The organism is Winogradskyella sp. A3E31 (assembly GCF_046720935.1).
Taxonomy (GTDB): Bacteria; Bacteroidota; Bacteroidia; order Flavobacteriales; family Flavobacteriaceae; genus Winogradskyella.
Genome location: NZ_JBHNWH010000010.1, coordinates 116,386 through 136,625, shown reverse-complemented (window position 1 = coordinate 136,625; position 20,240 = coordinate 116,386). Strand labels below are relative to the sequence as shown.

Genomic DNA, 20,240 nt, shown 5'->3' with positions numbered 1-20,240 from the left:
GTACTGCTTACTGTGGAAGAGTAGGTCGCCGCCTTTTTTGTACTGATGATACTATCAGTATTGTAAAGACCCAATCAAACGATTGGGTCTTTTTTTATGACATTATTATAGAAAATCTAACCATACCTTTGGCGTGATTAATAAAAACCCTTTGCATCCTTTGTAAAGGGTTTTTTGTTTTTAATGAATCTAATGATTTTTTAACTTGGCAAGTATTCAAAAATAACTGCTAAGTTTGTTTGTATTTATATAAAAATGAGAAACAAAGAACTTGATTTAGCTTGGGACTTTGTTAATAACACGGATAGAAATGTGTTTTTAACAGGAAAAGCAGGTACAGGTAAGACGACCTTTCTTCATAAAATAAAGAGGGAATCCTTAAAGCGTATAGTTGTTGTTGCTCCAACCGGTGTTGCTGCTATTAACGCTAAGGGTGTTACTATACATTCCTTTTTTCAAATGCCTTTTGGCCCTATTCTTCCTGGTCAAGATTTGAATAATACTTCGGGGTTTAATAGAAAATTTAATAGAACAAAAATTAATATTATTAAATCTCTAGATGTATTGATTATTGATGAAATTAGTATGGTAAGGGCAGATTTGTTGGATGCTATTGATCAAACACTTAGAAGGTTTAGGGATAGAAACAAGGTCTTTGGTGGTGTACAGGTTTTAATGATAGGTGATCTACAACAATTATCGCCTGTGATTAAAGAGAATGAATGGTTTCTATTAAAAAAAATTTATAAAAATGCATATTTTTTTAGTAGTAGAGCTTATCAAGAGTGCAAACCACTTGTTCTAGAACTGAAACATATCTACAGACAAGATAACCCTAGGTTTATAGAGATATTAAATGAGATAAGGACAAACACATTATCTCAATCCTCAGCAGACGAGTTGAATAAACGTTTTATTTCTGATTTTACGCCAAATAAAGAAGAAGGCTACATTTCCTTAACGACCCATAACAATAGAGCCGAAAGAGCAAATAAATCGGAATTAGAAAAACTTAATACGGAGGCTAAAGTTTATAAAGCGAAGGTTGATGGTAAATTTCCCGAATTTTCATATCCTAACAAAGAAGACTTAACACTCAAAGTTGGTGCGCAAGTTATGTTTATTAAAAATGACAGTTCACCAGAAAAACGATATTTTAACGGTAAAATAGGGAAGGTTATTTTGTTGGACAAAGATGAAGTAATTGTAAAGTGCCCAGATGATGAATATAATATTGTAACCACCCCTGAAGAATGGGAGAATATTAATTACTCTGTCGATAAAGAAACTAAGGCTATTACTGAAAACAAAATTGGAAGCTATACTCAAATGCCATTGCGATTAGCCTGGTCAATTACAATTCATAAAAGTCAGGGACTCACTTTTGAAAAAGCAATCATCGATGCTCAAGCTTCATTTGCACATGGACAAACATATGTGGCACTGAGTCGGTGTAAAAGTTTGGAAGGCTTGGTTTTAAAAAGTAAAATCAATTCAGATCAGATTATTAATGACATTAATGTGATTTCCTTTAATAAAAAAGCTGAAGAAAATCAGCCTGATGAACAAATACTAAAAGTAGCTAAGTCTGAGTTTCAGTTGAATTTGATTTCTGAAGTTTTTGATTTCTATAAATTTTTATACCCTATAAATAGAGTTTTAGACATTTTCTATAAAAACAGAGGAAGTTTAGAAGGAAATATCGAAGCGCCGTTAACCAACATAAAAGAAGGTGTTACTAATTTATTAAAGGTTGCCAATGGATTTAAGGTACAACTACAATCAATGTCCAATACTGATAAAATGCCAGAAGAGGATAATAAAATCCAAGAGCGATTTAAAAAGGGCATAGTCTATTTTAATGAAAATATGAATTCACATATTGTCGATTCATTTAAATCTTTTGGCTTTACAACCGATAATAAAGCAATTGAAAAAGACCTAAACAAACATTTAGAAACACTAGAGGAATTGATAGTCACTAAGCAGCTTTATTTTTCAAAACTAAAAAAAGGCTTTGATGCATCAATAGTTTTAGAGGCGAGGGCTAAATCAGTTTTTTTGCGCAAGGAGAAACCAAAAAAGCAGCGTAAAAGTGTTGTTGAAGGAACAACCAATGTTGAGCTCTTTGAATTGCTTAGAGAACTAAGAAACCAAATTGCAAACCGTGAAGATTTAATTCATTTTCAAATATTTACTCAAAAATCACTCTATGCAATGTGTGAATTTTTGCCAACTACAAAACAAGAGTTAAAAGCCATTCATGGTTTGGGTAAAACCAGGATTAAGAAATATGGGGATGACATATTAAAGGTTATAACAGATTATTGCCAAGACCATGATATTGAAACTTCAGATAATGTTACGCTTATTAACGATTTAAAGCCAAAAAAACGAAAAGGAGAAACAAAGAAAATTTCCTTAGAATTATTTAAAGCAGGCAAGTCAATAGAGGAAATAGCCGATGAAAGAGAGCTAAACACAAACACCATTTTCAGTCATTTAGCGAGTTTTATTCCTTCAGATGAAGTGAAAATTACAGACTTAATGCCTAAATCCCATTATTCAGAATTACGGGAAATCATTCCAAAAAAAGTATTTGAAAATCTCTCGGATTTAAAGCAACAGCTCGATGAAAAATACACTTATGGAGAGTTGAGATTGGTAATTAATGAAATAACGAAAGATTAAAAGAGGCTTCAAAATATACCTTTTGAAGCCTCTTTTATTTTTGTAATTACTATACTATCTGTTTATTACACCCCTTGAAATCACAATTTTCTGAATTTCAGAAGTCCCTTCATATATCTGGGTAATTTTTGCATCACGCATTAAACGTTCAACGTGGTATTCTTTCACAAAGCCATTACCACCATGGATTTGAACAGCTTCAACACTCTGCTCCATTGCAACCTTGCTTGCGTACAATTTAGCCACGGCGCTTTCCATATCGTAATTCTCTCCTTGGTCTTTTTTCCATGCAGCCTTCATCACTAAATGTCTTGCAGCTTCAATCTCAGTGTACATGTCAGCTAGCTTAAAGGCAATAGCCTGATGGTTGCAAATTTCAGTACCAAAAGCTTTACGTTCCTTAGAGTATTTTAGAGCTAATTCGTATGCACCAGAAGCGATTCCAAGTGCTTGTGCGGCAATACCAATTCTTCCACCAGAAAGGGTTTTCATGGCAAACTTAAACCCGAAACCGTCTTCACCAATTCTATTTTCTTTTGGCACTTTTACATCGTTAAATTGAAGGGTATGTGTGTCACTACCTCTTATCCCCAACTTATCTTCTTTTGGACCGATGTCAAATCCAGGCATTCCCTTCTCAACAATAAAAGCGTTTATGCCTCTATGGCCTTTGTCTCTATCTGTTTGGGCAATAACTAAATAGACGTCAGAACGTCCTCCATTTGTAATCCAGTTTTTTGTGCCGTTTAAGATGTAATGGTCGCCTTTGTCAATTGCCGTCGTTTTTTGTGATGTGGCATCACTACCAGCTTCAGGCTCACTTAAACAAAATGCTCCAACAAATTCACCTGTGGCTAATTTTGTTAAATATTTTTCTTTTTGTGCTTCTGTTCCAAATGCTTCAAGACCATAACAGACTAAAGAATTGTTTACGGAAACAATCACTGAAGCAGATGCATCAATTTTGGATAGCTCTTCCATTATTAACACATAAGAAATGGCATCCATACCACTCCCTCCGTATTTTGGATCTACCATGATACCTAAAAAACCAAGTTCTCCCATTTTACGCACTAAGTCGTCTGGGAATGATTGTTTTTCGTCACGCTCTATTACACCAGGCAATAATTCTTGCTGTGCAAAATCACGTGCCGCTTGCTGTATCAATAAATGTTCTTCCGTTAGGCTAAAATCCATGAGAAATTAAAATATTAGTGAATTCTTAAAAATGTCGTGCAAAGATAAGAGATAATTGTGTTATTTTCAATATGGAATAGTATTTTTACTGATATGTCAAAATCAAAATACCAAGTTATTGGAGTCATGTCAGGAACATCCTTAGATGGCATCGATATAATATTTGCTGAATTTGAATATAATGGAAGTTGGTCGTATATAATTAAAGAGGCTGAAACCAAACCTTATACAGATTATTGGAGGTCCTTGTTATCTAACTTAACAAGTAAAAGCAGCTCTAAACTTCAACAAATCGATGAAGACTATTCGATCTATTTAGGAAGCGTTATTAAAGAGTTTATAGATGAGAATAAGATAAAATCACTTGATTTTGTGACTTCTCACGGGCACACGGCACTTCACCAACCCGAAAAAAACTTAACATACCAGATTGGGAATCTTCAGGTACTATCAGATATATTGGGGGTAAAAGTCATTTGCGATTTCAGAAAAGCTGATGTTGAACTTGGTGGTCAAGGAGCACCATTGGTGCCTATTGGTGACCAACTACTCTTTAGTGACTACGAATTTTGTTTAAACTTAGGGGGATTCGCAAATATTTCTTACAACACTAAGACTGACAGAATAGCTTATGATATTTGCCCAGTAAATATTGTTCTGAATCGATTAGTATCAGAATTAGAAGTAGAATACGATAAAGGAGGGAGAATTGCTAAAAGAGGATCAATTGATGAGAGCTTACTAAGTGAGTTAAACGCTCTTAATTATTATAGTTTAGAACCACCAAAATCATTAGGATTAGAATGGGTTGAAGAGCATGTGTTTTCTGTGTTGAAAAACTATAATCTCGCTATAGAAGATAAATTAAGAACTTTTGTTGAGCACATAGCTCTCCAAATTTCAAAAGTGATTTCTACAGAGCACAAAAAGGTGTTGGTCACTGGCGGTGGTGCCTATAATGACTTTTTAATCAGCCGAATAACACACCATTCAAAAAGTGAAATCTGTATACCAGACTCTAGCTTGGTAGAGTTTAAAGAGGCCTTGATTTTTGCCTTTCTAGGGATATTAAAAGATAGAAACGAAACCAATTGTTTAAGTAGTGTTACGGGTGCTTTAAAAGACCATTCCTCTGGAAATATTTTAATGCCTAAAATTATTATTTAATTCACTTTAAGCCTTCAGAGTTTTTTATATTTGTTGCAGACTATTACAACTAATGACTATAATAAAAGAACTTCTTCAAACTTACGAAGACAAATCTCCTGAAATTGTATTTAATTGGAAAGACCCCGAAACTGACGCTGAAGGGTGGACGGTTATTAATTCGCTTAGGGGTGGTGCTGCTGGTGGAGGAACTCGTATGCGTGAAGGCTTAGACATGAACGAGGTCTTATCTTTGGCTAAAACCATGGAGGTAAAATTCACGGTTTCTGGGCCAGCGATTGGTGGGGCTAAATCTGGTATAAATTTTAATCCTAATGACCCAAGGAAGAAGGGTGTTTTAGAACGTTGGTATGCGGCAGTTTCACCACTGCTAAAAAGTTATTATGGTACAGGTGGTGATTTAAATGTCGATGAGATTCATGAGGTAATCCCTATTACTGAGGAGAGCGGAGTTTGGCATCCGCAAGAAGGGGTTTTTGAAGGCCATTTTAAACCAACAGATGCAGATAAAATAAATAGGATAGGTCAATTGCGACATGGAGTCATCAAGGTTATTGAAAATCCCAATTACTCACCAGATGTTAGTAGAAAGTATACCATAGCAGATATGATTACTGGCTATGGTGTTGCCGTTGCTGCAAAACACTTTTATGACATTCAAAATGAAACCATTCAAGGTAAAAGAGCAATAGTTCAAGGTTTTGGAAATGTTGGTGCTGCTGCTGCTTTTTATTTAGCGCAAATGGGTGCTAAAGTTGTTGGTATTATAGACCGGGTTGGTGGTCTAATAAATAATGAAGGATTCAGTTTTGAAGAGATAACTAATCTTTATTTGGCAAAAACAAGCAATACCTTAGTTGCCGATGATTTGATTCCTTTTAAAGAAATTAATGAAAATATATGGTCGCTTAAAGCTGAAATATTTGCGCCTTGTGCGGCCTCACGTTTAATAACCCAAGACCAAATAGACCAATTAATAGATTCTGGTTTAGAGGTTATCTCCTGTGGAGCTAATGTGCCCTTTGCTGATAAGGAGATTTTCTTTGGGTCAATAATGGAGCATACAGATAGTAAGGTCTCCTTAATCCCAGATTTTATTAGCAATTGTGGAATGGCAAGGGTTTTTGCATACTTTATGGAGCGTAAAGTACAGATGACGGATGAAGCTATTTTTAATGATACATCCGAAACCATAAAAAAAGCACTTGAAAAAGTATATCAAAATAATTCATTTAAAACAGGCATCAGTGCAACAGCCTTTGAGATTGCACTTAAACAATTGATATAGTATATATGGAAACTATTATAATCTTAGTATTTGTTTTTGGTTATTTGGCAATAACGCTCGAGCACAGTATAAAAATTGATAAGCTTATTCCTGCTTTAGTTATGATGGCCATTAGTTGGGCTTTGATTTCCTTAGGGATTGATACTTTTCCGCAATGGTTTGATTCTGCCAAGCATACTCTCATGGAAAACTTCGGGCTCCTTTCACACGAAGAAAAAATGCACATGATGGAAGAAAGCTTACTTCATCATTTAGGGAAAACAGCTGAGATTTTGATATTCTTAATGGGAGCAATGACCATTGTTGAGATTATCGATTACTTCGATGGGTTTTCTACAATTAAAGATGCAGTAAAATTTAAGAGTAGAAAAAAGATATTATGGCTGTTCGCTTGTTTGGCTTTTGTACTATCAGCGATCATAGATAATTTAACAGCAACGATTGTTTTAATTTCAATTCTTCAAAAAATTGTGAAGGATAGGGATATCAGAATTTGGTATGCTGGTTTAATAATCATAGCGGCAAATGCTGGTGGCGCTTGGTCACCTATTGGAGATGTTACCACTACAATGTTATGGATAGGCAATAAGGTCTCTACCGGAAAGTTGTTTGTATATCTTTTTATCCCATCATTATTATGTATGGTCGTGCCAACTTTTATAGCATCCTTATTAAAACCATTTAAAGGGGATTTAGAAATTGTTGAATCCGATGATACACCTAAAAACAGATTTAGTGCAACAATGCTATATTTAGGCTTAGGCGCAATTATTTTTGTACCTGTATTTAAGGTAATAACTCACTTGCCACCTTATGTTGGTATGATGTTATCTCTTGGAGCCGTTGCGATTTTTGCAGAGATTTATACAAGTTCACGATTTACAATGGGACAGGTAAAACAAGGAGAGACAATAGATTCAGGGCATCATAGCCCAGTGCATCGTTCCTTATCTCGTATAGAGATGCCGAGTATTTTATTCTTTTTAGGAATTTTATTGGCTGTCGCCGCTTTAGAATCTTTAGGTATTCTGTTTGGTTTTGCGACCACTCTACAAGAGACCATGCCTATGTTGGGTACAGAATATCACGGCGAAGGTGTTTCGGATTTAGTTGTTTTGCTCTTGGGGGTTGGTTCAGCAGTAATTGATAACGTACCTTTAGTAGCAGCAAGTTTAGGAATGTTCTCTGAACCAATGGATAATGAATTATGGCATTTTATAGCTTATTCTGCAGGTACTGGTGGTAGTATGTTAATTATTGGTTCTGCAGCAGGTGTCGTTGCCATGGGAATGGAAAAAATAGATTTCTTTTGGTATTTAAAAAAGATCGCTTGGTTAGCGGCAATTGGTTTTATTGCAGGTGCAGCAGCCTTTATGATAACAAGAAGTGTTTTTTAATATACTTAATCACTAAAGGAAACGTTATTACAATATTGAATTAAAATTTAAGAGTTAACTATGGTATTATTGAGTACTATTCAAGACGGAGTGGATCTCCCAGCAGATGGTGAATCTGTTGAAAAAACCCTTTCAATTATAGAGTTAATTACAAGTGGTGGTACGGCAGGTATGGTCATTATTTGTGTGCTTTTTGTGCTACTTATTGTAGCCACCTATATATATTTTGAACGCCTTTTTGCCATTAAGGCAGCATCTAAGGTCGATTCAAATTTCATGAATCAAATAAAAGATCATGTTAGTAATGGTAAGATAGAGTCTGCTCAAATTCTATGTGCTCAAGTTAATTCACCTGTATCTCGATTAATAGGAAAAGGAATGACACGTATTGGTAAGCCCCTTGAGGATATCAATACCGCAATAGAAAATGCCGGTCGTCTTGAGGTTTACGAATTGGAGAAAAACGTAAGCGTCTTAGCAACTATTTCTGGAGCTGCTCCAATGATCGGATTTTTAGGAACAGTAATAGGTATGATCATTGCTATTTTTGAACTTGCGAATGCTGGAGGGACGATACAAATGGATACATTGGCTAGTGGGCTTTATACAGCAATGACAACTACTGTAGGTGGTTTAATTGTTGGTATTGTTGGCTACATAGCTTATAACCATTTGGTGGTTAAAACAAATAAAGTAGTGTACCAGATGGAAGCTAATTCCGTTGCATTTTTAGATCACTTAAACGAGCCTGTCTAGTATGGATATTAGAGGACGAAATAAAGTAACACCAGAATTCAATATGTCTTCCATGACAGATATTGTCTTTTTGTTACTCATATTCTTTATGATCGCATCTACACTAGTAAGTACTAGCGCCATCGATATTATATTGCCCAAAGCAAGTGGGAAAACAGAAAATAAAAAGTCTGTAGCTGTAAGTATTAAAGGAGATTTAACGTATTACATAGATCAAAACCGAGTTGGGGTAAGCGTATTAGAGAACGAATTGGTCTCAATGTTATCGGACCAAGCAGAACCAACAATTGTACTACGTGCTGAAAAATCAGTTCCGGTAGAAAATGTTGTAAAAGTGATGGATATTGCTAATCGAAATAAGTTTAAAGTGATATTGGCGGTAAAGCCAAATTAAACGGCATCATTTTTGAAATTGAATTTTTACCTGCGAGGTTTTACGAACCTAGTTAGGTTTAAAAGAGTAATGATTAATGAAATATTTAGAGACCAAACACGAACGTAATTCAGCAAAGATAACGACCCTATTAATCGTTATCTTGTTACTGCTATTGTTTGTTGTTGGCCCACCATATTTAGATCCACCACCAGAATACGGGGTAGCTGTTAATTTCGGGACTACAGATTTTGGAAGTGGCTCCCAGCCATTAAGCAATCCCAGAAAAGCTGAAATTCCTAAAGTTACAGAAGAAGCAACACCTCAAGAGCCACAGCAATCTTCTGAAACGACTCCAAAGGCTGAAGATGTTTTAACCAATGAGACAGCGGAATCAATAGCCATAAAAAAACAAAAAGAGGCCGAAGCCAAAGCTAAAGCAGAAGCAGATCGATTACAACGCCAAAAGCAAGAAGCCGAAGAGCGTAAGCAAAGAGAAGAAGCTGAGAAAAAACGTAAGCTAGATAACTTAATTGGGGGCGTAAAGAACTCTTCCGGGAATACTGATGGGGGAGAAGGACCCGACAGCCAAGCAGGAAACAAAGGCCAACTAGATGGCAACCCTTATGCACCAAGTTATTTTGGAGGTTCAGGACCTGGAAAAGGTGGAGTAGGTTATGGCTTAAATGGTAGAGGACGGCCAACTCGACAAATATATAAGCAAGATTGTAATGAGTATGGCTTGGTTGTGGTAAGAATAGAGGTTGACCAAAGCGGACGGGTGATTTCTGCTCGCCCTGGTGAACGTGGAACTACAAACACGCATCCTTGTCTTCTTGAACCTGCAAAAAAGATTGCTTTATCCCATAAGTGGCCTGCGGATTCAAATGCACCGTCTAGACAGGTCGGTTTTGTGAGTATCAACTTTGATGTTTCCCAGTAGATTAGATGAATTACCAAGAAACCGTTGCATGGATGTTCAGACAGCTACCCATGTATCAAAACAAGGGTAAAAAAGCATTTAGAAAAGACCTTAAAAACACATTATTACTTTCAAATCATCTTAATCATCCTGAACTCAATTTCAAGTCAATCCACATAGCAGGCACCAATGGTAAAGGGTCGGTATGTCATATGTTAGCATCTGTCTTTCAAGAAGCCGGTTACAAAACAGGGCTATATACCTCTCCTCATTTAAAAGATTATAGAGAGCGCATTAAAATTAACGGAGTACCTATAAGTAAACAATTCGTTACTGCTTTTATAAAAAGAAATAAGTCTTTTCTAGAAGAGCATACGTTGTCTTTTTTTGAAATGACCGTTGGTTTGTCTTTTGATTATTTTTCCAAAAAGAAAGTAGATATTGCGATTATTGAAGTTGGTATGGGTGGTCGTTTAGATTCTACCAATATTATTAATCCTGAAGTGTCTGTTATTACAAACATAGGATTAGATCACACACAGTTTCTTGGAGATACACTTGAAAAAATAGCCTTTGAGAAAGCTGGAATTATTAAACATGGAGTTCCAACTGTTATTGGAGAAACACAAGCCGAAACAACACCGACTTTTCAAAATATTTCAAAAGAAAAAAATTCTACAATTTATTGGGCTGGGGAAACTATAACTTCGAATCACACGACTGATTTAATGGGCAGCTATCAGAAAAAAAATATTAAGACGGTTTTAGCTACTTTAAATATTGCAAAAGAAAAAGGGTATAAGATATCAAACAATCATATTGAAAGAGGCTTAAAAAATGTAGTGAAAAACACGGGTTTATTGGGGAGATGGCAGATTTTACAGGAATTGCCAAAAGTGATTTGTGACACTGCACATAATAGGGAAGGGTTAAATTATACGATGAAGCAACTGCAACAAGAAGCATATCAGAATTTACGAATTGTATTTGGCGTTGTTGCGGATAAAAATCTAAACAATATAATAGACCTTTTGCCTAAAAATGCAAAATACTACTTGTGTAGGCCAAATGTAGAAAGAGGTATGGATGTTTCACAGTTGGCTAAAGTCTTTGCTGAATACAGCTTTGGTTTTAAAGTGTATAGTTCAGTTTCGGATGCTTATAAACGAGCATTAGAAGAGTCCTCTGAAAGCGATATAATCTATATTGGTGGTAGCACTTTTGTGGTTGCAGAAGTCGTATAATTTTTTTTGAAAAATCCTTTTGAGGTTTTAAAAACTAATCTATATTTGCAGTCCTATTTAAGGGCGCGTAGCTCAGTTGGTTCAGAGCACTTGGTTTACACCCAAGGGGTCAGGGGTTCGAATCCCTTCGCGCCCACCTTCGCTCGCCAAAGTTTTCAATTTTCAGAAAACGACGGCGAGTTTTTTATTCTCAGATGTTTTTTATATTGCTTAATAAAGCTTCGGTGGGCGAAGCCCACTTTAAAAAACATACTTGATGGATAATATAAGCCAGTCATGGACAGTATATATTTTACTGTGCTCTGATGATTCAAATTACGTTGGTTGTACAAATAATTTAGAAGCTAGACTAGATAGGCACCGAAAAGGACAAGTGCTTTCAACAAAGAATCGTTTACCAATTGAGATAGTCACTTATTTTGTTTTTAAAGATAAATACAAGGCTTTCAATTTTGAGAAATATTTAAAATCTGGTTCAGGAAGAGCTTTTATGAAAAAGCGTTTTATTTAAAATTTTAATCTATTTTTGCCATATAAATAAGGGTCATTAACTCAGTTGGTTTAGAGTGTTACCTTGACAGGGTAGAAGTCACTGGTTCGAATCCAGTATGACCCACCTTCGCTCGCCGAAGTATTCATTTTTATGAAGACTTCGGCGAGTTTTTTATTTACCCAAACTTGTAGGTTCGTAATTTTTAGAGCTTCGGGTTGGGGCAAGCCAACAACATAAAGGATCACAAAATCTCTAAAACACGCTCTAAAGCCATTCCTCTAGACCCTTTTATGAGTATTGAGGCATTTTTTATAGAATGATGCTTTAGTTCAGCTTTAAGATCGTCAAAAGAATTGTAAGTTTTAATATTTGATTTTGCAATTGTTGAAGCAAAATGTTTTCCTGTTAAAAAAACAGTACTAGTCTCAAAATTACTTTCAATATAATCGACTATGGCCTGATGTTCTTTGGTTGAAGTATTCCCCAATTCAAACATATCACCTAAAAATAAAAACTTTTGCTTGGCTTCAAGGTTTTTAAAGTTTTCTAAGGCCGCCAACATACTTGTGGGGTTTGCATTATAGGCGTCTAGGATTATTTTATTATTCGCTTTTTCAATTATTTGCGACCTATTATTGTCTGGAGAGTAATTTTCAATGCCATTCTCTATTCCTTTAAGATTAACTTTAAAATAGTCACCAAGGGCAATCGCGACTGCAATATTTGCATAGTTATAGCTTCCAATAAGATGTGAGCTTATAACAACATCTTTAAATTTAACGTTCACAAAAGGATTTGCACTTATAAATTGTATGGATATATCATTTTGTACATCACTTCCAAATGATATAACCTTATCATAAGAACCGATTTTTTCGGTTTGGATAGTATCATTAGAATTGATAAAAGCCGTTTTGTTATTGGATTTTAAATAATCGTAAAGTTCTGATTTTCCTTTTATGACCCCTTCTATGCTGCCAAAACCTTCAAGATGTGCTTTGCCAAAGTTTGTGATCAACCCATAATCTGGTTGGGCAATAGAGCATAAGAAGATAATCTCTTTTTGGTGATTCGCCCCCATTTCTACAATACCAAAATCATCATCAGGTCTAAACCTTAGAAGTGTCAATGGCACACCTATATGGTTGTTTAAGTTGCCAATTGTGGCCTTGACTTTATATTTTTTAGACAATACAGCATAAATCAACTCTTTTGTTGTTGTTTTTCCGTTGCTGCCGGTTAATGCTATGATTGGATACTTTAGTTGCTGTCTGTGATGTTTAGCAAGTGCTTGAAGCGTATTGAGAACATCATCCACTAAAATGAAATCAGAATCCTGTTCTGATATTTCTGAATTATCAACAATACAGTACCTAGTACCTTTTTCTTTGGCTTGTTGCGCAAATTTATTACCATCGAAATTATCGCCTTTGAGCGCAAAATACATAGCTCCTTCTTCGATGCTTCGGCTATCTGTGCTTACTGAGACACATTCCAGAAATTTGTTATAAAGTTGTTCAATCTTCATGCTATAAAAATAGGAAGTCCCGATGAATATTCATCGGGACTTCCTTATTTAATTAGAATATAAAACTAAATTAGTTTCTTGTTTTCTTATCTGTTTTTGCTTTTGAACCTACACGAGATACTGCACATCTAAATCCGATGTAATCCGTCGCCATATCCTGTGGATAGAAACGACGTTGAGCTGGGTCAATCCAGTACGATCTGTCTTTCCAAGATCCACCTTTGTACACTCTTACTTCATCGTTGATGAGAGATGTTCTACTATCAGAAGTGTCATACTCACGTATCATTTTATTATCTGCAGAGTCTTTAGCAATATTATGCTTCGGTGAGTTGTACATTTTACGTGTCGGATCGGTAAGTTCCTCATCAAAATTATCTCTATAATATCTTGACGACTTTTTGTCACCATCTCTAAAGTTTCTGTTGTCGCTACGATCAAAGTTAGTTCTTAAATACGTTTCTTCTTCATCAACAGCAACTTTCTTAATTTCACCTGGTAAGGTTCTGGCAATAATTTTACCGTTGCTTAATGTGTCATATACAATTTCATTAGATGTTACCACCTCTACTTGTCCATCTTCGCCAATGGCATTTTTAGTATAGGTATTACCTCTAAAATAATTGAAATCATTGAACTCATCATCAACAATTGGTCGGTAAACATCAGCAACCCACTCGGCTACATTACCTGCCATATCATAAAGACCGAAGTCATTAGGTTGGTAATATTTAACTTCTTGGGTAATGTCAGCACCGTCATCAGACCACCCTGCAATTCCACCATAATCACCATCAGCTTGCTTAAAGTTAGCTAATTGGTCACCACGGTTAGCACGTTTACCAGATCTGGTATATTGACCATCCCAAGGATATTTTTTACGACCTCTATAGGTGTTGTAGTTACGTAATTCACTTAGTCCTAAAGCGGCATATTCCCACTCTACTTCTGTTGGGAGTCTGTATTTAATTGGAATAACTCCTGTTTCTCTACTAGCATAGACGTTATACTCATTACCGTCTATATCCGTTTTAATATTTTTATTATTAGTTCTTAAGACATCGTCATTACCACCATAGGTTTGTGTAGGTGCATTAATATATGTGTCTGTACTAAAAGAACTTTCTGCATTTAAGTCTGTGTATTGTGCATCTCTTTTTATATAACCTTCACCTTGTAATGCCATTTCAGCAACACGGTCGGTTCTCCAATTGGCATACTCAACAGCTTGAATCCAACTAACTCCTACAACAGGATAGTTAGCGTAAGCTGGGTGACGCAAATAGTTTTCTGTCATCATTTCATTATATCCTAGTCTGTTTCTCCATACTAAGGTATCTGGAAGAGCGCCTTTGTAAATCATGGAGTAATTTGGATCCTCAGGAGGATAAACACGCTTTAAATAATCTAGATAATATAGATAGTTTAGGTTTGTTACCTCAGCTTCGTCCATATAAAAAGACTGTACATGCTGTTGGTTAGGTGTGTTGTTCCAATCGTGCATTGGGTCATCCTGTACTTTACCCATTGTAAAAGTTCCACCTTCAACAAAAGATGTTCCAGGAGGTGTTTCTTGTTCTTTAAAACTAGTATTGTACTGAAAGCCACCTTGCTTATCGTTAATAGCCCAACCAGTGGCACTATCAACGTTACTAGAGCCAGATGATTTCTTGCAACTAGAAACAGTAATTGCTAGGGCTGCAACTACCATTAATTTGAAATTTAAGACATATTTCATATCCATAGGTTTAAGTAAGTTCGTTCATTTTAGACGTGCAATATAGTAATTAAAGGGAAACGAACAACTTTTTTTTGCACGAAATTGCGAAAAAAAGTGCATTTCATCCTTTTTTTTGAACATTACAACGGACTTTTTGCTGTTTTGTCGATGTATTTTGCTCTATGATAACGATGCTTAAAATGAATTATTGTTGTAATTTTGAAATAAAATTTGCCAATTCATAATAAGGTAAATTACTAGTCGTTATTTTACCATGAAAAAGAATTACTTATTCCTTTTTTTTACCTGTTTTTGCTTGCTGTTATTTTCGCAGCAAAAGCAATTTTCTATTGAATGGAATGGAAGTAAGTCTCTAGAAACTGCTTATGATAAAACTGAAATACCCTCTTTTGAGGGCAAAAATTTTAGTTTTAACCCTGAAAAAGGACTGTTCTTTTTTAGTGAATGGTCAGTTAATACACTTATAAATGAAGAAACCGCGAGTCTTCAAAATATAAGATACTCCTCAATTACAAGAAGTGATCTAAAAGACTTGGATGTTGATTTGCTTCCAGGTGACGTTGAATTTAAAATTAAGAATATCAACGCAAGGGGGAAGCGGTCCGTTTTTTTGGAAATGACCCCAATAATCAATGATAATGGAACATTTAAAAAGGTAGAAAGCTTTTCTGTTAATTATTCTACTGCAAGTTCAAGCAGAAACGGATTAACGGCATCACGATACCAAGCGATAACAAATTCTGTTTTACGAGATGGTGATTGGTACCGCTTTTATTTAGATACTTCTGGAGTTCATAGAATATCGCGTAGCTTCTTAAATCAATTGGGGATTTCATCAGGTGACTTAAATCCTTCAACTATCAAAATTTATGGGAACGGCGGCAATATGTTACCATTATTAAACTCCGTTGACTATCCCATAGATTTAGTTGAGAATGCGATTCAGGTTGTGGGCGGAGAAGACGGGAGTTTTGATGCTGATGATTACATTTTATTTTATGCTCAAGGGCCTCAGACATTTTCTTCAGAAAGTAATACCAATTTAAATTTATATACTGATAAGACGTATTATTATGTAAACATAAGTTCTGGTAATGGGAAGAGAATTCAATCTATGCCCGATATTCAAGGAGATGCCAATCAAACAATTGACACCTTTGATGATTACCGATTTTACGAGGTTGATGACTTTAACTTAGCTAAATTAGGACGGAGATGGTTCGGGGATAAATTCGATATTCAGAACCAACGGGTTTACAATTTTGATTTTCCGAATTTAGTAACCACAGAAGATATTAGGTTAACAGTTGCAGTAGGTTCGGTTTCGGCGACCCCAACGAGCATGGGGGTTTCCTTAAATGGTGCTTCTGTAAGTAATCTTAACTTACCAACTGTAGATTTATCTAGTGCCACTTTGGCTAGTGCAGCATCCTTCAGCGGATTGCTATCAGTAAGTTCTGGTGATATTCAAGTTAATTTAACGTATTCTAATAACGGAAACCCATCATCAAATGCCTATTTGGATTATATTAATATTGAGGCGGTAAGATCGTTGCTTTATGCGGGAGAACAATTGACGTTTCGAAAAAATTCTGTGGCGAACGACACAGGAATTATAGAGTATAGTCTAGGAAACGCAAACAATGTCAGTCAGGTTTGGGATATAACCGACAGGTTTAACGTTACGATGCTTTCAAATGCTGATAGTGCTTCACAATTAAGTTTTAAGGCCAATGCAGGTGAAGTGCGAGACTATATTGCTTTTGCGAACAATGATCTTTTAGAGCCAAAAAGAGATAACAATGTTACTGTTCAGAATCAAAACTTAAAAGGCACCATTTTTTTAGATAATCAGGGGCAGTTTGAAGATATCGATTATCTTATTTTGACTCCAAGCGAATTACAATCTCAAGCAGAACGATTGGCTCAAATCAATAGAAACCAATATGGTCTTACGGTAAAAGTTGTGCCACTACATTTAATCTATAATGAATTTAGTTCAGGAAATCAGGATATAGCAGCACTTCGTAATTTTGTGCGTTACGTGTATAACAACGCAAGTACACCCGAAAACCGAATAAAATACTTAGGTCTTTTTGGAGATGCATCTTATGATTATAAAGATCGAATTCCGAATAATACTAATTTGGTGCCTTCTTGGTTTTCTAATGCTAGCTTTAGCTTGGTAAGCTCTTTTATTGCCGATGATTTCTTTGGGATAATGGACGAGGATGAAGGCTCTTTAGGCACATCCGACAGAATGGATATAGCCGTTGGTAGAATTGTAGCTGATGACTTAGAAACAGCCAAAATTGTTGTCGATAAGATTGAAGGCTACTACCAAAAGGAGGCCTTTGGAAGCTGGAGAAATAACGTATTACTGATTTCTGATGATGTTGATCTTAATTGGGAGGGCATTTTACAACAAACAACTGATGATATTGCTACAGATGTTGAAGCCCAAAAATCATTTTTTAATGTAACTAAGGTGCATTCTGATGCTTTTCAACAAGAAGCATCTGCTGGTGGTGAACGTTATCCTGATGCTAAAAAAGCGATAAGAGACGCAATAGAAGTTGGAGCTTTAGTCACCAATTATTTTGGACATGGAGGGGAAGATGGCTTGGCGGCAGAACGTATCTTTGATAAGAATGACGCTAGAGAAATCAATAATATATGCAAATTCACCTGCTTTATTACTGTAACCTGTGAATACACAAAGTTCGATGACCCACAACGCGAAACAGCTGGTGAATTTACATTTTGGAATAAAAATGGCGGAGCAGTTAGTCTAATAACAACGACACGGCAAATCTTTGTTCAGTTAGGAACAGCTTACAATGAAATTCTAGAGGATTACCTGTTTGCTTATGGTTCTACTGAATTCCCATCAATTGCGGAAGCCTTAAGACAAACAAAATTAGACCCACAGATTTCTGGAAGTTTCCAAAAACGGTTGGTGTGTTTTGTTGGCGACCCGGCTATGAAATTAACTGTGCCACAGCCCAACATTAGGTTAACACATATTAATGATGTGCCAGTTAGCCAAACAACGGATGTTTTAGAGTCATTGTCCAAAATAAAAATGTCTGGTGAAGTCACCGATGTCAACGGAAATGTATTATCAAATTACAATGGTATTTTAACAGCTACTATTTTCGATAAGCCAATTGATAGAACCACTTTAGCTAATGATGGAACAAGAGATACGAACGGAAATCTTATTACGCTAGATTTCACAACCTTGGGTGAGACTATTTTTAAAGGTCAAGCGACGGTGACAAATGGGGTGTTCGACTTTAATTTTGTAGTGCCAAGAGATATTGGAATTCCCGTTGGGAATGGAAAAGTGAGCTTTTATGCACAAAGCGATGTCGGTTTAGAAGACCAGACAGGGGCGAGCTATGAGATTCAGGTAGGTGGTATTAACGAAAATGCTGAAGAAGATAATATAGGTCCGGTCATAAATTTGTTTATGAACGATGAAAACTTTGTTTCTGGCGGTATTACAAATGAATCACCAACACTTCTCGTAAAGTTGCAGGATTCTAATGGTATTAATACGGCAAGTGGTATTGGTCATGATATTACTGCTATTTTAGATGGCGACGAGACTAATCCATTTGTCCTTAATGATTATTATGTGGCTAGTGTTGATGATTATACTACTGGTGAGCTGACATATCCATTTAGGGATTTAGAACCTGGATTACATACCTTAACAGTAAAAGCATGGGATGTTTACAATAACTCTTCCATCTCGGAAATTCAGTTTATGGTGTTCGACAATAGTGAAGCACTGGTAATTGATAATGTCTTAAACTATCCTAACCCTTTTGTCAATTATACTGAGTTTTGGTTTAATCATAACAGCTCGGACGTATTAGACATTTCCGTGCAGATATTTACAGTTTCAGGGAAATTAGTGCGTACTATCAATGGGCAAACCAATACATCTGGTAAGTCCACAAGTACATTGTCTAGAGATATTATTTGGGATGGAAGAGACGATTTTGGAGATAAAATCGGAAAAGGAGTCTATGTTTATAAACTAAAAGTGAAATCCCAACGTTTAAATAAACAGGTTGAGAAGATTCAAAAACTTGTCATACTCTAATAAACATTTATATTTGCTAATTCTATACCGCTATTAATTATACTTTATGAATACAAAATTTAACAAGCCAATTAGCCTATCACTACTTTTGGCTATAGTTTCTATGACATTTAGTTATTCACAAAATTCAGTAGAAATTACTCCAAACCCCAATGATTCACGTGTCATAACTACAGGTGTGCCATTTATGCTTATTGCGCCAGATGCTAGAGCAGCAGGTATGGGTGACATGGGTGTGGCAACTTCTGTTGATGGATTTTCTCAACAATGGAATCCCTCAAAATATGTGTTTTCTGAAGCTAAATCAGGTTTAGGTTTAAGTTACACACCATATTTAAGTCGATTGGTCAACGATATTTCTATCGGTTATGCCTCTTATTTTAATCGTCTTAATGAGCAAAGTGCTGTTTCAGCAAGTTTTAAATACTTTAGTTTGGGTGAAATTCGACTAACCCAAAACGAAACCGACGAAGGGATTGATGTTAAGCCAAACGAATTTACCTTTGATGTGGCATATACATTGCGTTTGGCGGATCAGTTTGCTATGTCGGTAGCCTTACGTTATTTAAGATCGGATTTAGCCATTGACCAAGTTCCGAATTCAACAGCAAGAGCAGCAAATAGTTTCGGGGCAGATATCACAGGGTATTATCAAAGTGAAGAAGAAGCGTATAACGATTTTAATGGTCGCTGGAGAGCTGGCTTTGCCATTCAGAATTTAGGGCCAAAATTTAAGTACGATGATGGTGGACAAGAAAACTTTCAGCCAACAAACTTACGTTTAGGTGGAGGTTTCGATTTTATTTTCGATCAATACAATAAATTGGCTGTAACTGCTGAAGTAGCTAAGCTGTTAGTGCCGACACCACCAATTACTGGAACACGTATTGAGTATCAGGATGATAACAATAATGGGGTCTATGATGAAGGTGATGATACATTAATAAGTGAGGATAATAATTACATTATTGAAGGACAAAGTACAGATGTAGGCTTCTTGTCTGGTGTTTTTCAGTCCTTTGGCGATGCGCCAGGAGGATTTAACGAAGAGCTTAAAGAGTTTACTTGGGCCTTAGGTGCAGAATACAGCTACCAAGATTCTTTTGCCTTTAGAGCAGGTTACTTTAACGAATCTGAGGAAAAGGGCGCGCGTAAATTTTTCGCCTTAGGGGCAGGCTTTAAGTACACGACGATTAATGTGGATTTATCGTACTTGTTTTCAGCTTCAAAAGTACAAAGTCCGCTAGAAAATACGTTGAGATTCTCGTTGACCTTTAATTTTGGAGACGGTACGTATCAAGAATTTTAGATAGCACTATAAATCTC

At 35.9% G+C, this 20,240-nt stretch carries 14 protein-coding genes and 2 tRNA genes; 13 read left to right on the top strand and 3 right to left on the bottom strand.

The features are described 5' to 3' along the window. The first annotated feature begins 255 nt into the window (after nucleotides 1-255). Nucleotides 256-2,691: a helix-turn-helix domain-containing protein gene (locus ACFEMA_RS13350; protein ID WP_411768708.1), complete on the top strand. Its 2,436-nt coding sequence runs from the start codon at nucleotides 256-258 to the stop codon at nucleotides 2,689-2,691. 54 nt (nucleotides 2,692-2,745) lie between these two features. Here the strand turns inward: ACFEMA_RS13350 and ACFEMA_RS13345 are convergent, their stop codons facing one another. Beyond that, a complete protein-coding gene (locus ACFEMA_RS13345) occupies nucleotides 2,746-3,888 on the bottom strand; it encodes an acyl-CoA dehydrogenase (RefSeq protein ID WP_411768707.1) in 1,143 nt (380 codons plus the stop codon). Between the two features lie 93 nt (nucleotides 3,889-3,981). On the opposite strand from ACFEMA_RS13345, the gene ACFEMA_RS13340 reads away from it, so the two are divergent. From ACFEMA_RS13340 to ACFEMA_RS13295, 10 genes are all read left to right on the top strand, one after another. Beyond that, nucleotides 3,982-5,055, top strand: a complete 1,074-nt coding sequence (locus ACFEMA_RS13340; protein WP_411768706.1) for an anhydro-N-acetylmuramic acid kinase — start codon at nucleotides 3,982-3,984, stop codon at nucleotides 5,053-5,055. Nucleotides 5,056-5,116: 61 nt separating this feature from the next. Next, nucleotides 5,117-6,343, top strand: a complete 1,227-nt coding sequence (locus tag ACFEMA_RS13335) for a Glu/Leu/Phe/Val dehydrogenase dimerization domain-containing protein (protein WP_411768709.1) — start codon at nucleotides 5,117-5,119, stop codon at nucleotides 6,341-6,343. Nucleotides 6,344-6,348: 5 nt separating this feature from the next. After that, entirely contained in the window at nucleotides 6,349-7,740 is a 1,392-nt protein-coding gene (gene nhaD / locus ACFEMA_RS13330; protein WP_411768705.1) for a sodium:proton antiporter NhaD, read from the top strand. A 60-nt stretch (nucleotides 7,741-7,800) separates the two neighbouring features. Beyond that, a complete protein-coding gene (locus ACFEMA_RS13325; RefSeq protein ID WP_411768704.1) occupies nucleotides 7,801-8,496 on the top strand; it encodes a MotA/TolQ/ExbB proton channel family protein in 696 nt (231 codons plus the stop codon). A gap of 1 nt (nucleotide 8,497) precedes the next feature. Continuing rightward, a complete protein-coding gene (locus ACFEMA_RS13320) occupies nucleotides 8,498-8,890 on the top strand; it encodes an ExbD/TolR family protein (protein WP_411768703.1) in 393 nt (130 codons plus the stop codon). A 76-nt stretch (nucleotides 8,891-8,966) separates the two neighbouring features. Further along, a complete protein-coding gene (locus ACFEMA_RS13315) occupies nucleotides 8,967-9,812 on the top strand; it encodes an energy transducer TonB (RefSeq protein ID WP_411768702.1) in 846 nt (281 codons plus the stop codon). A gap of 5 nt (nucleotides 9,813-9,817) precedes the next feature. After that, complete coding sequence (locus ACFEMA_RS13310) at nucleotides 9,818-11,035, top strand: bifunctional folylpolyglutamate synthase/dihydrofolate synthase (protein WP_411768701.1); 1,218 nt, start codon at nucleotides 9,818-9,820, stop codon at nucleotides 11,033-11,035. A gap of 61 nt (nucleotides 11,036-11,096) precedes the next feature. Next, nucleotides 11,097-11,171, top strand: a tRNA-Val gene (locus ACFEMA_RS13305). A 120-nt stretch (nucleotides 11,172-11,291) separates the two neighbouring features. After that, on the top strand, nucleotides 11,292-11,546 hold the full coding sequence (locus tag ACFEMA_RS13300) for a GIY-YIG nuclease family protein (protein ID WP_411768700.1): 255 nt from the start codon (nucleotides 11,292-11,294) through the stop codon (nucleotides 11,544-11,546). A gap of 30 nt (nucleotides 11,547-11,576) precedes the next feature. Further along, nucleotides 11,577-11,651: transfer RNA gene (locus tag ACFEMA_RS13295), tRNA-Val, on the top strand. A gap of 118 nt (nucleotides 11,652-11,769) precedes the next feature. Here the strand turns inward: ACFEMA_RS13295 and ACFEMA_RS13290 are convergent. Then, the gene (locus tag ACFEMA_RS13290; protein ID WP_411768699.1) at nucleotides 11,770-13,056 is read right to left on the bottom strand and encodes a UDP-N-acetylmuramoyl-tripeptide--D-alanyl-D-alanine ligase; all 1,287 of its coding nucleotides are present in this window, start codon (nucleotides 13,054-13,056) and stop codon (nucleotides 11,770-11,772) included. Between the two features lie 70 nt (nucleotides 13,057-13,126). Then, nucleotides 13,127-14,800 (bottom strand): gliding motility lipoprotein GldJ, encoded by a 1,674-nt coding sequence (gldJ, locus tag ACFEMA_RS13285; protein ID WP_411768698.1) that lies wholly within the window; start codon nucleotides 14,798-14,800, stop codon nucleotides 13,127-13,129. 292 nt (nucleotides 14,801-15,092) lie between these two features. Between gldJ and porU the strand changes: the two genes are divergently transcribed. Together porU and porV are read left to right on the top strand one after the other, a co-directional pair. Further along, the gene (gene porU, locus ACFEMA_RS13280; RefSeq protein ID WP_411768697.1) at nucleotides 15,093-18,914 is read left to right on the top strand and encodes a type IX secretion system sortase PorU; all 3,822 of its coding nucleotides are present in this window, start codon (nucleotides 15,093-15,095) and stop codon (nucleotides 18,912-18,914) included. A gap of 46 nt (nucleotides 18,915-18,960) precedes the next feature. After that, nucleotides 18,961-20,223: a type IX secretion system outer membrane channel protein PorV gene (gene porV / locus ACFEMA_RS13275; protein WP_411768696.1), complete on the top strand. Its 1,263-nt coding sequence runs from the start codon at nucleotides 18,961-18,963 to the stop codon at nucleotides 20,221-20,223. The last annotated feature ends 17 nt before the right edge of the window (nucleotides 20,224-20,240 follow it).

What these genes read in the sequence shown, in the direction of transcription:
- ACFEMA_RS13315 (WP_411768702.1), top strand. Translation starts at nt 8,967, where the DNA reads ATGAAATATTTAGAGACCAAACACGAACGTAATTCAGCAAAGATAACG.
- ACFEMA_RS13340 (WP_411768706.1), top strand. Translation starts at nt 3,982, where the DNA reads ATGTCAAAATCAAAATACCAAGTTATTGGAGTCATGTCAGGAACATCC.
- ACFEMA_RS13325 (WP_411768704.1), top strand. Translation starts at nt 7,801, where the DNA reads ATGGTATTATTGAGTACTATTCAAGACGGAGTGGATCTCCCAGCAGAT.
- ACFEMA_RS13345 (WP_411768707.1), bottom strand. Translation starts at nt 3,888, where the DNA reads ATGGATTTTAGCCTAACGGAAGAACATTTATTGATACAGCAAGCGGCA.
- ACFEMA_RS13310 (WP_411768701.1), top strand. Translation starts at nt 9,818, where the DNA reads ATGAATTACCAAGAAACCGTTGCATGGATGTTCAGACAGCTACCCATG.
- nhaD (WP_411768705.1), top strand. Translation starts at nt 6,349, where the DNA reads ATGGAAACTATTATAATCTTAGTATTTGTTTTTGGTTATTTGGCAATA.
- ACFEMA_RS13290 (WP_411768699.1), bottom strand. Translation starts at nt 13,056, where the DNA reads ATGAAGATTGAACAACTTTATAACAAATTTCTGGAATGTGTCTCAGTA.
- ACFEMA_RS13350 (WP_411768708.1), top strand. Translation starts at nt 256, where the DNA reads ATGAGAAACAAAGAACTTGATTTAGCTTGGGACTTTGTTAATAACACG.
- gldJ (WP_411768698.1), bottom strand. Translation starts at nt 14,800, where the DNA reads ATGGATATGAAATATGTCTTAAATTTCAAATTAATGGTAGTTGCAGCC.
- ACFEMA_RS13320 (WP_411768703.1), top strand. Translation starts at nt 8,498, where the DNA reads ATGGATATTAGAGGACGAAATAAAGTAACACCAGAATTCAATATGTCT.
- ACFEMA_RS13300 (WP_411768700.1), top strand. Translation starts at nt 11,292, where the DNA reads ATGGATAATATAAGCCAGTCATGGACAGTATATATTTTACTGTGCTCT.
- porV (WP_411768696.1), top strand. Translation starts at nt 18,961, where the DNA reads ATGAATACAAAATTTAACAAGCCAATTAGCCTATCACTACTTTTGGCT.